This is a genomic window from Actinoplanes sp. NPDC051537 (genome assembly GCF_055586105.1).
This window is the reverse complement of sequence record NZ_JBVJIU010000004.1, coordinates 421,272-436,777: the sequence shown is the minus strand read 5'-3', so window position 1 is coordinate 436,777 and position 15,506 is coordinate 421,272. Positions and strand designations below refer to the sequence as shown.

Here is a 15,506-nt window from a genome sequence, read left to right as displayed (position 1 = left end):
ACACCCCTTTCTTCTTCTCCCCCTCTCGCCTCCTCCTCGCTTGTGTTCCTTCCTTCCCCCCCCCCCCCCCCCCCCCCGGACCCGGGCGCATCAGCGGGCGCGCAGGGCGTCCCGCACGGCCGGTGGGAGGAGCACCGCGGTGGCCGCGTTCGACGCCGCCTTCGCCGCGGCGGCGGGCGGCGTGAACGGCGACCCCTGCGGCTGGCACACCGTGCCCGCGGGCGGGGTCCGGCCGGTGATCAGGTACTGCGAGACCTGGTCGTTCACGCAGGTGTTGAAGGCGATGAAGTACGCCGCGTGCCCCCAGCCCGCGTACGAGAGCAGGCGCGAGTTCGGGAGCAGGCGCGACGCGGTCACGGCGCCCTGGTAGCGGGTGGCCGGGTCGAAGTAGTTGCCGACGACCAGCACCGGCGCGGCCGTGCGGGTGTTCCACGGGCCGAGGTGGCGGTCCTGGCCGGCGGAGGACGGCCACGTGCGGCACGAGCTCCACGTCCAGTTCCAGATGCGGCCGAAGTAGCCGTACCGGTGCTCGTTCTGGTCGGCGGCACGCTGCCACGCGGCGAACGACCGCGGGTTGACGGTGTCCGAGCAGGTCACGCCCGGGGAGCCCTCGACGTCGTTCGGGTAGTAGGCGCCGGTCACGCCGAGGCCGGCCCGGATCCGGGACAGCAGGTCGCCCAGCACGGCCGGCGACGCGCCCGCCTCCAGCGCGGCCAGGAAGCCGGCCAGGTCGGGCCAGACCGCCGCGGTGTAGAGGGCGCCCAGCGTCACGGCGATCAGGTGGTTGTAGGTGAACGTGGCCAATGCGCCCGTTTCCGGGTCCTGGACCGTGGCCGGATGCGCGGTCAGCTTCCGGGCCAGCGCGGCGAACCGGGTGCTCGCGTGGCCGGAGAAGGCGCAGCCGGCGCCGGCGGCGTCGCACAGGCGGAAGAACTCGCCGAGCGTGGCCTGCGCGCCGTCGGCGCTGCCGATCCGGGTGCCGACGGGCGTGGTGCGGGCCTGCGTGCCGCGGCCGGTGGCCCAGGCGATCGGGTCGACCACGCCGTCGATCACCAGCGCGCGGAAGTTGCCCGGGAACATGTTCGCGTAGTTCTGGCCGAGCAGTGACCCGTACGAGTAACCGAGATAGCTCAGTTTGCGGTCGCCCAGCCGTTGCCGCAGCAGATCCAGGTCGCGGGCGGCGTCGGCGCTGGACATGTGGTCGAGGATCGCGCCGCCGTGCCGGGCGCAGGCGCCGGTGAGCTTGTCGTCCGCGGCCCGCTGGAGCTGCTCCTGCGCCGGCGTCTGCGGGAACGGCAGGGCCGGCAGCGACGCGACGGCCTGCTCGTACGAGTCGAAGCAGAGCAGTGGCGAGCTGCGGTAGATGCCGCGCGGGTCGAAGCCGACGATGTCGAAGCGCTCGCGCACCGAGGCCGGGAAGTAGGGGGCCGCGAGCTGGACGAAGTCGACCCCGGAGCCGCCGGGGCCGCCCGGGTTGACCAGCAGCGACCCGATCCGGTGGGCGGGGTCGGTGGCGGGCAGGCGGGTCAGCGCCAGCCCGATCTGCGCGCCGCGCGGGTGGTCGTGGTCGAGTGGCGCCGCGACGGTGGCGCACTCGAAGCCGTCCGCGCAGGCCGTCCAGGCGACGGCCGGGTGGGCGGTGGCGGCCGCGGGGGCCACGAAGCCCCCGGCCAGGGCGGCCGCGATGGCGGCGCCGACGATGAGGCGATGTGTCATGGAGCTCTCCCCTTGAGTCCGACAACCGCCTCAACGTACTTGAATGGCTCGATATCCACAGGCCGGAAGATGGGGGTGGAATCCGGAACGCGCGTGCTCTAGAAACGACGCATGCGGCGTCTCCTGGTGGTGATCCTGCTGCTGGCCCTGGGCGCCGGAATGGCGTACGGGCTCGGTGGCGCTCTTCGGCTGTCCTGGGTTCCGGCCCCGGTGATGGCCGAGTCGTCGCCGCTCACGGCCGGTGCCGCGACGCGTGAGCTGCCCCTGCGGCTCACCGACGCCGGCTCGGTCGGCCGCGAGCCCGACCCGGCGGCGTGGCGGACCGGCACCGACTATTCGCTCAACTCGGACATCGTCACCGGCACGCTGCTCCCCCGGCAGCCGTGGGTCGACCGGGCGCGGGTCGACCGGGTCGCCGCCGAGTTCCGGCAGCTCGTCGACCACGACCTCACACAGGGGTACAACGGCGTCGTGGTGCCGGGCTTCCTCGAGTACGTGACGTTCGGCGACAAGGTGTACCAGCCCGGCGATCCGCACCTCGACCGCGCCCGGGCCATGGTCGCGGCGTTCGGCCCGGTCTTCCGGTACGCCGCCGACCAGGGCATGCGCGTCTACTTCATGACCGACATGCTCGCGCTCTCCGAGCCGCTCGACGCGTACCTGAGGAAACAGAAGGACCCCTGGCCGATCTACCAGGACGGGCTGCGCGAGCTGTTCGCGAGCATGCCGTTCGCGTCCGGCCTGATGATCCGCATCGGCGAGGGCGGCTCGGCCTACCGCGCGCCGGGCTGGGACTACTTCTCGCGCATCGCGGTCACCACGCCGGAGAAGGTGCGGGCCATGCTGCGGGCCTTTCTCGCGGTGGCGGCGGAGGGAAACCGGGACATCATCTTCCGCACCTGGACGGTCGGCGTCGGCGCGGTCGGCGATCTGCACACCAACCCGCGGTCGTACGAGGAGGTGCTGGGCGATTTCGACGACCCGCACCTGATCGTGTCGACCAAGTTCACGCTCGGCGACTTCTACAGTCACCTGCCGCTCAACGCCACGCTCGCGGCCGGCGATCAGCGGCGGATCGTCGAGTTCCAGGGCCGGCGCGAGTTCGAGGGCTTCGGCTCGCTGCCCGACGACCTGACCGCGCTGCACGCCGCGGCTCTCCACGAGCTGCTGCGGCGGAACCCGCACATCGAGGGCGTGTGGCTGTGGACGCAGGACGGTGGCCCGCTGCGGGCGGGGCCGATGACGCTCTATCTGCGTACGGGGTTCTGGCAGCTCTACGACCTGAATGCGTACGCGATGGGCCGGCTCGCCCGCGCACCGGCGACCGACCCCGCCACGATCACCGCCGACTGGGTGCGCCAGACGTTCTCCGACGACCCCGCCACCGTCGCGGCGATCGGCCGGATGTTCGCGTCCTCGCGGGAGGCCGTGACCAAGGGGCTCTACCTGACGCCGTACGCCGACAACTCCGTCAAGGCGCTCGGGCTGGAACCGCCGCCGATGATGTGGATCTTCGAGTGGGACATCGTCACCGGGGACTCGGCGATGCTGGACAGCATCTACGCGATCGGGCGCGACCACGTGGATCAGACCATCGCCGACGGGGACCGGGCGGTCGAGATCGCCCGGCAGCAGCGCGCGGAGATCGCCGCCACCACGCCCGCGACCTGGCGCGATCCGGCATTGCGGCAGGAGCTGCTGGACACGCTCGACTATCAGGTCAACCTGTACGAGACGCTGGGGGCCTATCGGGCGATGTTCCTGCGCCGGGCCCAGTGGCTCGACACCGGGTCGGCGGTCGCGCGGGCGCAATGGAAGGCGGCCGAGGTCGCGTACACGACCGCCAAGGCCGCGCACATCAAGAAATATGGTGATTCGCTGGCGCGGCCGGCCTACAACTTCACGGCCGCCGACCTGGGCAGCAGACGCTTCGATCGCGACCCGGCCATGGCAACGCTGGCCCGCGTGCTGCTCGGGCTGCTGATCGCGTCGATCCTGGTGCCGCCGATCCGCCGGCTCTGGCTGGCCGGGGTGATGCCGTGGCGGGCGGCGCCGAGCGGGAACGTCGCGGTGGCGGTCCTCGTGCCGGCCGTCGCGCTGGTGCTGAGCCGGGGCATCCACACCTGGTTCGCGGCGCCGGCCGAGCTGCTGGTCACGCTCGGGGCCTGGCTGCTGTTCGCCCTGGTCGCGCGGCTTCTGGTCGGCGGCCGCGACGCCTATGCGTTGTGGGCCGTCATCGGCGGGGTGGCGCTGCTGCGGTCGGCGCTGCTGGCCGCGGTGCTCGCCGTGCGCGGGCCGGGGCACTACTGGTTCGCGTTCTGGACCGATCCGGGGGCTCGGGCGGCGTACGTCATCGTCGCGTTCGCGCTTTTCGGTTGGCTCTTCGTCGCGACCGGGTCCGTGTTGCGCCATCGGTACGGCTGGTCCCGCACCCGGGTCGCCGGGGCCGTCGTGCTCGCGGCCGGCGTGCCCGTGCTCGCGATCGGCGCGCTGATCTGGTCGGTCGGCCTCGAGCGCGCGCTGACCGTGTGGAACGACCAGATGGCGCTGCTGCCGTGGGGCCCGCACCGCATCCTCGGCATCGTCACCTACCTCGGCATCCCGCCCCGCCTGCCGGTCTGGCTGACGCTGTGCGGCGCCGTCCTGGTGGCGCTCGGGCTCGGGCTGCTCCGCGCCCGGCGCCGGGCCGACCCGCGCCCCGAGCCGCGCGAGGCCACGCTGGCCGGCTCGGCGCCGCACTGAATCACGCCCAGGACCGCGCCGGCTCGCGCCGGGCGGCTCCCGCGTCGCACTTGACCCGCGTTCGGGACCGTGGCCGGCGCCCATCGGCTGGCCTCTCCAGGGTGTCGCCGGGTGCCTTTCCGGGCGGCGTTCCGACCGGCCGAGCGATGGCGGCAAAGAGCGGTTGACCGGGTTTGAACCGGTGATCTCCACCATGGCAAGGTGGCGCTCTACCTGCTGAGCTACAACCGCGTGAATGAAAAGGGAAAACAATGGCTGCCGTTTCACGGTAAAGATCGAAACGAATACCGGCAACGCATTAATGTCAAGCAGGCACCCGACAGCAATGCCGTGCAGGGCATCACCTTGCGCTTTGTCGGCGGGCGCGCTGATCCTGGAGTCCCGGGTTCGAGGTGTTTCGCCGATGGAGACCACCGCACCAGGCCAGGACGACACTTTCCCGCAGATCTTCGCCGCCGTGCGCCACGAGCGCCGGCTCAGTCAGAAGGATCTGGCGTTCCGGATGGGGGTCGACCCGTCCTACATCAGTCACGTGGAGCACGGGCGGCACCGGCCCACGCCGGAGTTCGTGCGGCGCGCCGAGGACGCCCTGACCGCCGACGGCCGGCTGAACGAGGCGTTCGCGCATTTCTGGCGGGATCTGCACGGGCCCGACAGCCGGCCGCCGGCACCGGCGCCGGTCGCGTCCGGCAGTGAGGTGATCATCGAGTCCGAGCAGACCGGCGTCACGCTCGGCGCCGACGGCGTCTACCAGATCGTGATCGTGCGGCATCTCCGCAACGTCGGCCCGCGGCCGCTGACCCGCTTTCCGACCCGGATCGACCCCGACGTGTGCCCGCAGGATCCCTACCGGTCGCGGACGGTCTACACCGACAACCCGGTCGAGATGGCGCGGGCCGGGTTCTGGGCCACCCTCGACGGCGAGCCGGCGCCCTGGACGCCGATCCACGATCGGCCCGACTACAAGCGGCTCGACATCCTGTTCGCCCCGGCCGGCGCCCCGCAGCCGGTCTACCCGGGCGACACCGCCGTCGTCGCCTGCGGCTGGGCGCTGCACTGGACGCAGTGGGGCGACTGGCTGGGCCGGGCGGTCCGCTGGCCCACCCGCCACCTGTCGATCACGCTGACCTTCCCGCCGGCGGAGGTCACCGTCGCGGGCCAGGAGATCACCTGGAGCCACGACCGGCCGCTGGAGACCTGCGCCGCGGGCGCCGTGCGCAGCTGGCAGACGAGCAGCCCGGCGCTCGGCGGCATCTACCAGTTCAACTGGCGGCTGACGCCGGCGGCGGTGGGCGTGGCGAACGGGCCGGCGCCCGACCTGCCCTTCCGCGGTCCGGATCCCGCCACGCGCTGAGAACGCGGGGGCGCTGGCGGTCCCGGGCTCGGCGGGGCCGGCGGGCTGGGCTGGGCGCGGCGCGGCGGGGCCGGCGGGCGAGGCGGAGGCACGGCGGGCGAGAGGGCGGCCCTCTGCGGCGCGACGGTGGCGCGGTGAGCTGAGGCCCGGCGGGGCGCGACGGCCCGGGGCGCGGGGGCGATGCGAGCCGCGGCTTGGCGGCGCGCGGCGGCGCGGGCCGGCAACGCCCTGGGGACGCTGCCGGCCGGGCGGTGGGTCAGCGTCGTTTGTGGGCCATCCACTGCCAGATGTGGGTGCCGTGGATGCTGGGGTCGTTGCGGGCCACGTAGATCCAGGACCAGTGGCCGGGGAACTGGTGACCGTTCCAGATGACGTGGTCGTAGAGCGTCATCTCGGCGCCCGGGATGAGGCTGTGGGCGTGGATCGTGTTGTTCTGCGGGTTGACCGTGTCGTCGTCGAGGGAGGCCACCAGCCAGGTCGGGGTGCTGATCTTCGCCAGCGCGGCGTCGGGGACCAGGGGCGGGGCGCCGGGCTCGAACGGCTCGACGACGCCGCAGATCGGCACCGAGGCGGCGAACAGGCGGGGGTAGAGCACGGTCATCTCGAGGCTCATGTAGCCGCCGTTGCTGCAGCCCACCACGTAGATGCGGTCGCGGTCGACGTCGTGACGGCGGCCGACCTCGCGGATGATCTCGAGGATCTGCGGGCCGAAGCGCGGGCCGTCCTCGATCCAGTACGAGGTGCTCTGCGGCGCTACCACGTAGGCGCCGCCGAAAATGCGCTGCGCGGTGGGGGTGGAGAAGCCGAGCGCCCCGCGGTTGGCCCGCAGCGTGGTCTCGTTGTCGTAGTAGTTGTCCGGCAGTGAGGCGCCCTCGCCGCCGCCGTGCAGCCAGACGACCAACGGGCTGCGGCGCCCGTGATGCGGCGAGAAAAGCCGATATTTCATGCCGGAACCGGAGGTGTGGTAGCTGTACGCGTCCACTTCCGGGTTGACCAGCCGGCCCTGCACGAACTGCGAGATCGTGACCGGTCCGCCGCCGTGCCGGCGCATGAGAGGCGCCGTCTGCGTGATCGTGTAGACGAGGTTCAGCCGGACGTTGCGGCCCTTGCTGACGATGTACCCGAGCGTCCCGCCCCCGAGCTGGCCCTCGGCGTAGCTGAGCTCGAGCACGATGTTCCCGCGCCGGTCGAGCCGGGCCCGGGTGACGGGACGGTCCAGGTCGTACTCGCTGAAGATCTGGTCCCCGGCGGCGATCGGGATCGGGCTGGTCGCCTTGGCGTGCACGGCGAACGTGCCGGTGGTGAGGCTCGCCGGGTCGATCGGCCCGAGCCGGGCGGCGTCGAGCGTGAGCGCGACGACCTGTTCGCCGCCGTCGAGCGTCACGGCATTGAGGACGAAGCGGACAGCGGTCGAGTGGTGGCCGCCGGCCTGAGCGGCAGTGCTGGGGAGGACGAGGCCGGCGGCGGCTCCCGCGCCGGCGACGAGAACAGAGCGTCGACTGATGTTTTCGGCCATGCTGACTCCCTCGCGTCGTTGAGAGGTCGATGAGGCTCGATCAATACAGGTCTACTCGCCGACGGCGGTCCTGTCGACCGGAGGAGGAGAAGAGCGGATCAGTCGTACGGCCCGGCTTCCTCGATCCACCGCAGGAAGCGCGACGCCGGCGGCGCCAGGCGCCGATCCGTGCGCCAGGTCAGCCCCACCACCCGCTCGGCGCCGGGCGCCGACAGCGGAATGCCGACGGTGCCGGTGGCGCCGGCGAACTGCTCGGGCACGAGCGCCACCCCCAACCCGGCGCCGACCAGGCCCTCCACCGTCCCGAGGTCGCCGATCTCGAAGGCCACCCGCAGCGTCACCCCGGCCGCCGCGAACAGCTCCTCGACCTGGGCGCGGAAGCCGAACCCGGGCGGCACGGTGACGAAATCCTCCCCCGCGACGTCGGCGAGCCGGGCCGTGCGGCGGCCGGCCAGGCGGTGCCCGGCCGGGACGATGAGAGCCAGGCGAAGGCGTTGGAGCATGATCCAGCCGTACGGGCCATCCGGCCGCGGCGCGGTCACCGCCAGCTCGGCCACGCCGTCCGCCAGGTCGCGCACGATCTCGTGGTGCGGCTCCTGACGCAGCTCGATCCGCAGGCGGGGCGCCCGGGCGCGGACGTCGTGCAGCATGCGCGGCACCAGCGAGGTCGACATCGAGTCGAGGAACGCCAGCCGCACCGTGCCCGCCTCCGGATCGAGCACGCTGGCCAGGTCGCCCCGCAGCCGGTCGTGCCGCTCGACGATGTCGCGGGCCGCGGCCAGCGCAAGGTCGCCCAGCGGGTTCGGGTGCACGCCCCGGGCGTCGCGCTCGAACAGGCGCGCACCCAGCTCCTGCTCGACCCGGGCGAGCAGCCGGGACAGCGTCGGCTGGCTGGTGTGCAGGGCGGCGGCCGCCTCGGTGACGTGGCGGTGCTCACCCAGGGCGAGCAGCGCCCGGAGATCCTCGATCTGCACGGCAGGGAGCATACGCCGTACGCATGAGTCCATTGTTTTTGATGTATTGGACGCATGGTGGCAGGTCGGCGCATCGTCGGCCGGGTGACCCACGGATATCGCGCCGGTGAAGCCGGGTACCGCCGCGTCTGCCTCGCCCTGTTCGCGGCCGGGGTGGCCACGTTCGCCCTGCTCTACAGCACGCAGGCGGTGCTGCCCGAGCTCGCCGGCGCGTTCGCGCTGACGCCCGCGCAGAGCTCCTGGTCGCTGTCGGCGGCGACGGTCGGGCTCGGGGTCGCGCTGCTGGTCACCGGCCCGATGTCGGAGAAGGTGGGCCGCACCCGGCTGATCCACGTGTCGCTGGCGGCGTCCGGCATCGTGGGACTGGCCTGCGCGGTCGCCCCCGGATGGCACGCGCTGCTCGGGTTGCGGCTGCTGCAGGGCGTGGCGCTGGCCGGGCTGCCCGCGGTCGCGACCGCCTACCTGCGCGAGGAGCTGCACGCCTCCACGCACGCCCGGGCGGCCGGGCTCTACATCGGCGGGACCGCGCTGGGTGGCATGGCCGGCCGGCTGGTCACGGCCGGGGTCGCCGAGGCGTACGGATGGCGCTGGTCCTTGGCCGTTGTCGCCCTGCTCGGGCTGGGTTGCGCCGTGCTGGTCGCGCTCGTGCTGCCGGCGTCGCGCAACTTCGCGCCGCGCCGGGAGCGGGCGGCGACGCTGCGGACGCTCACCGACCCGGCGCTGCTGTCGCTGTACGGGATCGGCGCGTGCGCGATGGGCGCCTTCGTGGCCGTCTACAACGCGATCGGCTTCCGGCTGACGTCGGCGCCGTTCCTGCTCGGCGCGGGCGCGGCGGGCGCGGTCTTCCTGGTCTATCCGGTCGGGACGCTCAGCTCGACGGTGTCGGGGCGGCTGGCCGACCGGTTCGGGCGGCGGGCGGTGATGCCGTTCGGCTGCCTGCTCACCGCGGCCGGGCTGCTGCTCACGCTGCCCGACCGGCTGCCGGTCGTGGTGATCGGGCTCGCGGTGATGACCGCCGGGTTCTTCTGCGTGCACGGCGTGGCCAGCGGCTGGGTGCCGGTGCGGGCGCACGCGGGCGGGCTGCCGGCCGGCCAGGCGGCGTCATTGTACCTGTTCGCCTACTACGCCGGCTCGTCGATCTTCGGCAGCCTCTCCGGGGTGGCGTGGTCGCTCGCCGGCTGGCCCGCGGTCGTCTCGCTGTCGCTGGTCTTCGTCGTGATCAGCGGTTTCCTGTCGGCCGGTCTCCGTCGCGTCCCCGCTCTGGTCGTTCCTTCGACCTAGTGCCGTTGGGTACTTTGGGTGCCTGATGCGCGTTCCCACGGTGGTGGACGGGTGGCTGCGGGGCACCGCGGCGGAACTGACCGTGGACTCCCCCGGCTGGTTCGCCTGGCTCGGCGGCGACGACGCGCGGTCCTTCTCGTACCGGGCGCCGGCCGGCACCTACACCGCGCGCAAGGAGAGCCGGCAGCGTGGCGGCGCCTACTGGGTCGCCTATCGCACGGCGGCCGGCCGCCAGCACAAGCTCTACCTGGGCAAGGGCAGGGATCTGACGGCCGCGCGCCTGACCGAGGCGGCGGCCGCTCTGGCCGTACGCGTGTCCGGGTTTCCGCTGCTCGCGACCAAGCTCTTCGTTCCCCGGCCGCCGCCCGGTCTGGTCACCCGGCCGCGTTTGCTCGATCGGCTCGACGCCGGCCTCGCCACCGCCCGATGCTCCGTCGTGACCGGGCCGGCCGGCGCCGGGAAGACCAGCCTGCTGGCCTCGTGGCTGGCCCGCGTGGACCGGCCGGCCGGGTGGCTCACCCTGGACGAACGGGATCGGGACGCGGGCCAGGTGCTGCGCTATCTGATTGCCGCGCTGCGGGCCGTCGCTTCCGATTGCGGGCGTACGGCGCTGGTCCGCCTCGACGCGGCGCGGCCCCCACCGGCCTCCCTCGTCCTGACCGAGATCGTCAACGACCTGGCGGCGCTGACCACGCCCGCCCTGCTGGTGCTGGACGACTATCACCTCGTACGGGCGGATGCCGTGCACGAAGCGGTCGCGTTCCTCCTCGAGCACCTCCCGCCCGCCCTGCATCTGGTGATCGCCGGCCGCTCGGACCCGCCGCTGCCGCTGCCCCGCCTGCGCGCCCGAGGTCAGCTGGCCGAGGTGCGCGCCGCGGATCTGGCCTTTACACATGCCGAGGCGGCGGTGTTCCTTTCGGGGACGAGTCGCGGCGCCCGGTCTCCGATGCGTCTCGGCGGCGATGAGGTGGCGGCGCTGGTCGAGCGCACCGAGGGCTGGGCGGCCGGTCTCCAGCTGGCCGGGCTGGCCCTGCGCGACCGCACCGACCCGGCGGCGTTCGTGGCCGCCTTCGCCGGCGGAAACCGGCTGGTGGCCGACTACCTGACGGCCGAGGTGCTGGACCGGCAGCCACCGCCGGTGCGGCGCTTCCTGCTGGCCACCGCCGTGCTGGACCGGATGTGCGCGCCGCTGTGCGACGAACTGCTGGACACCTCGGACGCGCGGGAGATGTTGGAGCAGCTGGAGCGGGCCAACCTGTTCCTGGTGCCGCTGGACGACGAGCGAATCTGGTACCGCTACCACCATTTGTTCGCCGACGCGTTGCGGGCGCAGGCAGATGGGGATTCGGGGTCGCTCCACCGGCGGGCGGCCGCGTGGTTCGGCCGGGCCGGGCTGCTTCCCGAGGCCATCGGCCACGGGTTGGCCGGCGGCGCGATCACGGAGGCGGCATCGTGGGTCGAGACGCTGGCACCGTCCCTGTTCGCGACCATGGGCATTCATCCCCTGCTTGCGGAGTGGCTGGGGGCGCTGCCGGATGCGGTCGTCCGGAGCCGGCCGCGTCTGTGCCTGGCCCGGGCCTGGTTGCTGATCCATCGCGTGGAGCTGGATGAGGCCGTGATGTGGGTCGATGCTGCCTCGCGTGCTTCCTCTGCCGCGCCCACCGCCTCCGCCGCTTTCGCCGCTTTCGCCGCGCCCACCGCCTCCGCCGCTTTCGCCGCGCCCACCGCCTCCGCCGCTTTCGCCGCGCCCACCGCCTCCGCCGCTTTCGTCGCCCCCGCGGCCTCCGCGGCCTCCGCGGCCTCCGCGGCCTTCGCGGCCTTCGATGCGGCTCTCCTCTCGGGCGAAGCAGTAGCCGATGCCGCCGCGGTGGCCGCGACCCGCGCCTATCTCTCGACCGTCGCGCCCGACGTGGCACCCGATATCGCCCGCGGCCTGGCCTCCCGTGCCCGGCGTGACCTTCCGCCGGACGACGAGGCCTACCGCAATGTCGCGGCCATGAGCCTGGGGCAGGCCGCGCTCGCCCTGGGCCGGCTCGACGAGGCCGAGCAGGCGTTCGCCGAGTCCGCCCGGCTCGCGCGCCGGGCCGGGCTGGCCCAGGGAAGCCTCACCGCAACCACCCAGCAGATCAATGTCCAACGCCTGCGCGGCGCCCACCGGCAGGCGCTGGCCACCGCCCGCGCGGCCCTGGCCCGAGCCGGCGACCAGGTCGTGGGCCGGCTCCGGACCGTCCTGGCCGACCTGCTGATCGACGAGCACGAGTTGGCCGCGGCCTCAATGCCCGATGGGGAAGGCCCGGCCCCGGCCTCGGCCCTGCCACCCACGACCGGCCACCACGACCTGGCCTCGGCCCTGCCGCCCACGACCGGCCACCACGACCTGGCCTCGGCCCTGCCACCCACGACCGGCCACCACGACCTGGCCTCGGCCCTGCCACCCACGACCGGCCACCACGACCTGGCCGCCGCGTGGCCGGCGGCGATCGACGGGATGGCGGCGCCGCGCGACTTCGGGGACGCGCCGCCGCTCGTGCTGCTGGGCGCTCTGCCGGTCGTGCGGCTGCACCTGGCCGAGGGCAACCCGGCCGCCGCCGAGGCCGTGCTGGACGAGGTGCGGCCACTCGTCCAGGGCGGCCCGTACCCGATGGTCACCCGCCTGCTCGAAGCGGCCGAAGCCCGGGTACGCCTGGCCCGCGGCGACCGGGACGCGGCCGTCGAGTGGGCCACCGCAGTCGCCTGGACCGGCCCGGTCGAGCCGCGCGTGCTCGCCGACATGCTGCGCTTCGGGGCGGCCGGGGTCGAGGCCGTGGCGGTCACTCCGGCCCGCATCCTGGTCGCCGCCGGCCTCGGCGAACGGCATCGGGAAATCGCCCGGGACCTGGCCGCGCGGCACGGCCTGGGCTGGCTGCGAACGCGACTGGCGTCGCTGCCGCCCGCACCACCGGTGCCACCCGAGCCGTCCACGCTGCCACCCGCGCCACCCGAGCCGTCCACGCTGCCACCCGCGCCACCCGCGCCACCCGAGCCGCCCACGCTGCCACCCGCGCCACCCGCGCCACCCGCGCCACCCGCGCCACCCGCGCCACCCGCGCTACCCGTGCCACCCGCGCTGCCAGCGCCGCTCGCGCTGTCCACGTTGCCACCCGCGCAGCCCGCGCCGCCCGCATCGCGCGCAGACCTCCCGCCACCGCGCACAGACCTGCCGGCATCCCGCGCACCCCACCCGTCCCCGCTGATCGAGCCGCTGACCGAGCGTGAACAGGAAGTCCTGCGACTGGTGGCGGCCGGCTGCTCGACCGCCGAGATCGCGGCCGGGCTCTACGTGGAACCGAGCACCGTCAAGACCCATCTCATTCATCTGTACCGGAAACTGGGCGTTCACAGCCGTACCTCCGCGGTGGCCCGCGCCCGCGCGCTCGCGCTGCTGGAATGAATTCCACCCTCCGGTGGACGTGCTCCCGGCGCCGCGCCGGGAGGCTCACGGCATGACTATTTCGACGACTTTCACGCCGCTGGAAGAGAGCCTCTTCGTCACGCTGAACGCGCGGGCCCTGGACAGCCGCCGCGCCCGGCCCATTCTCGGCGACACCACCGCCGACCGGATCGTGCGCGAGGTCGACTACGACTTCGCCGCGCTGCACCCCGACACCAACCTGATTCTCAACGTCGCGCTCCGGGCCCGGAAGCTCGACCAGGTCGCCTCGGCGTTCCTGGCCCGCAATCCCGGCGCGATCGGCCTCGATCTGGGCGCCGGCCTCGACACCCGGCTGGCCCGGCTCGGCTCGTTCCCGGCCGCCGACTGGTACGACGTCGATCTCCCCGAGGTGGCCGAGGCCCGCCGCCGCCTCCTGCCCGGCGGCAACGTCATCGCGGCCGACGTGCGCGATCCCGGCTGGCTCGGCGCGATCCCGTCCGGCCGGCCCGCCGTGATCGTCGCCGACGGCCTGATGGGCTTCCTCAGCCGCGACGAGCTGGTGACATTGTGGAACCGCCTGCTCGACCATTTCCCGCGCGGCGAGATCGTCTTCAACAGCTACACCCGATTCGCCGTACGCGTGGCGCGTCACGCCCGCGGCACGAGCTCGGTCGCCGGCCTCATCCGGTTCCCCGGCATGGACGATCCCCACGAGCCCGAACAATGGAATCAACGGCTTCATCTCGTACGGGAAATCCTCCTCAGCCGTGAGCCCGAGGTGGCCGAGTTTCCCCCGGGCTGGCGCCGCTATCACCGTCTCGCCGCGCACAGCACCGCGTGGTCCCGCACCGGCACGATCGTGCTGCATTACCGCTTCGACGAGCCCTCGCCGGGAACCCGAACCGCCCCCGAGGTGTCATAGGAGCGCTACCTAGTGCCGGGGAGGGCTCGATGCGGTCAGCGAGAACCGTCGCCGTGGTGACCGCCGTGTGCTGCGCGGCCGGCTGCACCGCGAAGCCGAAGCCCACGCCGGCACCGGTCGCGAGCGCGGCACCCGGCGCGAGCGCGGCACCCGGCGCGAGCGCGGCACCCGGCGCGAGCGCGGCACCCGGCGCGAGCGCGGCACGCGTGGGCGCACCGGCTTCCCCGAGCGCGGCGGCGACCTTGCCGGCCGGGACGATCGGTCTCGACTGTGCCGGTTCGATCGACGTCGTGCCGGCGCCGCCCACGCCGTACGCCGGCGTTCTCGACGCGGTGGCCCTGGACACGTCGACTCTGCAGGCCAACTCCACGGACGGAACCGACCCGCACCGTCTCTTCGCCAAGACCGGACTCCTCGTTCACGCCGGGCACGAGTCAACCTTGACCGTGCCCGCGCCGTGGGCCTCCCGCCTCTCCATCGCGTGGGGCAATCACGCGGCCGAGTGGACGACCAGCCTGCACATCCCGGCCTGCCCGCAGCCGCCGTCGCCGCCCGGGGCGTGGCTGGTGTATCCCGGCGGATTTTCGCTGGACCGGCCCGCGTGCGTCCCTCTGCAGGTGAGCGCCGCCGGCCGGACGACCACCGTGCACATTTCGGTCGGCACCCGCTGCCCCGACTAATCGAGCAGGTCATGATGCGGTCCCGGCGGCCCGAGCGTCGTGGCTGAGGTGCCCCGGCGCACGGACTCACCGCCGTCGGGCCAGCGCGTGACGAACTGGTCGCCGCTGGCATCGTCATAGCGAATGACCGTGACGTCACCGATCTCGACCGCATACAGCCGGAAGTCCCCCGGCACCGGCTGCCAGCCGAGAACTTCGGACACCACGGCGGCATAACGCTCCTGAACGGCGACCCCGGTCTCGGCCCGGGCCGTACCGCGGATCTTGTATTCGCCCTCGCCCCCGTCCCGGCTGGTGATCACGCTGTGCACCAGCAGTCGCGCGTCCCGATCGAGGTCGCGCACCTTGGCCGACGCCGGCATCATCGACAGCCACAGCTCCCCGTCGAGCACGAGCGGCTCGACGGGGCTGAGCCTCGGCGTGCCGTCCCGCCGGATCGTGACGACCAGCACCACTCCCGGTGCGAGCAGCCGCCGGCGGCCGGCCTCGGCCAGCCGGGGCTGCCGCTCCGCCATCTCCGACCATCGCATCGTCGCTGCTCCTCCCGCCGCACTTCGTCGGACCATCGGTATACCGCCACCCCCTGACACTTTCGCGGTCGCCTGTGGACGGCCGGCCCAGAAATGTCATACGCCGGCCCTACATTCGCCCCACCCGCTAACGGGGTGGGGACCCAACGGCGCGGAACCCAACGGCCTGGAACCCAACGGCGCGGAACCCAACGGCCTGGAACCCAACGGCGTGGAACCCGGCGTGGGACCCAACGGCGACGGCGATCCAGCGGCGACGGCGATCCAGCGGCGACGGCGATCCAGCGGCGACGGCGATCCAGCGGCGACGCGACGTGGGCGGTGAGCCGGCCAACCGCGGGCGACAAGCCGCCACTGGCCCCAACACGGGAGGCAAGCC

General features: G+C 73.3%; 10 protein-coding genes and 1 tRNA gene. 6 read left to right on the top strand and 5 right to left on the bottom strand.

Annotation, left to right across the window (positions count from 1 at the left end; all coding sequences use genetic code 11):
* Positions 1-90: 90 nt before the first annotated feature.
* Positions 91-1,716 (bottom strand): alpha/beta hydrolase, encoded by a 1,626-nt coding sequence (locus ACZ6TB_RS11790; protein WP_465553329.1) that lies wholly within the window; start codon positions 1,714-1,716, stop codon positions 91-93.
* A 111-nt stretch (positions 1,717-1,827) separates the two neighbouring features.
* On the opposite strand from ACZ6TB_RS11790, the gene ACZ6TB_RS11785 reads away from it, so the two are divergent.
* Entirely contained in the window at positions 1,828-4,458 is a 2,631-nt protein-coding gene (locus ACZ6TB_RS11785; protein ID WP_465553327.1) for a hypothetical protein, read from the top strand.
* Between the two features lie 158 nt (positions 4,459-4,616).
* Here ACZ6TB_RS11785 and ACZ6TB_RS11780 read toward each other — a convergent pair.
* Positions 4,617-4,689, bottom strand: a tRNA-Gly gene (locus tag ACZ6TB_RS11780).
* Positions 4,690-4,861: 172 nt separating this feature from the next.
* On the opposite strand from ACZ6TB_RS11780, the gene ACZ6TB_RS11775 reads away from it, so the two are divergent.
* Positions 4,862-5,812, top strand: a complete 951-nt coding sequence (locus ACZ6TB_RS11775; RefSeq protein ID WP_465553325.1) for a helix-turn-helix domain-containing protein — start codon at positions 4,862-4,864, stop codon at positions 5,810-5,812.
* Positions 5,813-6,068: 256 nt separating this feature from the next.
* Here ACZ6TB_RS11775 and ACZ6TB_RS11770 read toward each other — a convergent pair whose 3' ends face one another.
* Together ACZ6TB_RS11770 and ACZ6TB_RS11765 are read right to left on the bottom strand one after the other, a co-directional pair.
* Positions 6,069-7,328 carry a prolyl oligopeptidase family serine peptidase gene (locus tag ACZ6TB_RS11770; RefSeq protein ID WP_465553323.1) on the bottom strand — a complete coding sequence of 420 codons (1,260 nt, stop codon included), beginning with the start codon at positions 7,326-7,328 and terminating at the stop codon, positions 6,069-6,071.
* 98 nt (positions 7,329-7,426) lie between these two features.
* On the bottom strand, positions 7,427-8,302 hold the full coding sequence (locus tag ACZ6TB_RS11765; RefSeq protein ID WP_465553321.1) for a LysR family transcriptional regulator: 876 nt from the start codon (positions 8,300-8,302) through the stop codon (positions 7,427-7,429).
* A gap of 54 nt (positions 8,303-8,356) precedes the next feature.
* Here ACZ6TB_RS11765 and ACZ6TB_RS11760 point away from each other — a divergent pair, with 54 nt between their 5' ends.
* From ACZ6TB_RS11760 to ACZ6TB_RS11745, 4 genes are read left to right on the top strand one after another with little or no spacing between them, the layout of a single operon-like run.
* Positions 8,357-9,583: an MFS transporter gene (locus tag ACZ6TB_RS11760; protein ID WP_465553320.1), complete on the top strand. Its 1,227-nt coding sequence runs from the start codon at positions 8,357-8,359 to the stop codon at positions 9,581-9,583.
* A 25-nt stretch (positions 9,584-9,608) separates the two neighbouring features.
* Positions 9,609-13,013, top strand: a complete 3,405-nt coding sequence (locus ACZ6TB_RS11755; RefSeq protein ID WP_465553318.1) for a winged helix-turn-helix domain-containing protein — start codon at positions 9,609-9,611, stop codon at positions 13,011-13,013.
* 52 nt (positions 13,014-13,065) lie between these two features.
* On the top strand, positions 13,066-13,917 hold the full coding sequence (locus ACZ6TB_RS11750) for a class I SAM-dependent methyltransferase (protein WP_465553316.1): 852 nt from the start codon (positions 13,066-13,068) through the stop codon (positions 13,915-13,917).
* Positions 13,918-13,946: 29 nt separating this feature from the next.
* A complete protein-coding gene (locus ACZ6TB_RS11745; RefSeq protein ID WP_465553315.1) occupies positions 13,947-14,597 on the top strand; it encodes a hypothetical protein in 651 nt (216 codons plus the stop codon).
* On the opposite strand, the gene ACZ6TB_RS11740 is transcribed toward ACZ6TB_RS11745, so the two are convergent.
* Complete coding sequence (locus tag ACZ6TB_RS11740; protein WP_465553313.1) at positions 14,594-15,127, bottom strand: pyridoxamine 5'-phosphate oxidase family protein; 534 nt, start codon at positions 15,125-15,127, stop codon at positions 14,594-14,596. The two genes, ACZ6TB_RS11745 and ACZ6TB_RS11740, sit on opposite strands and share 4 nt — an antisense overlap.
* Positions 15,128-15,506 lie beyond the last annotated feature (379 nt).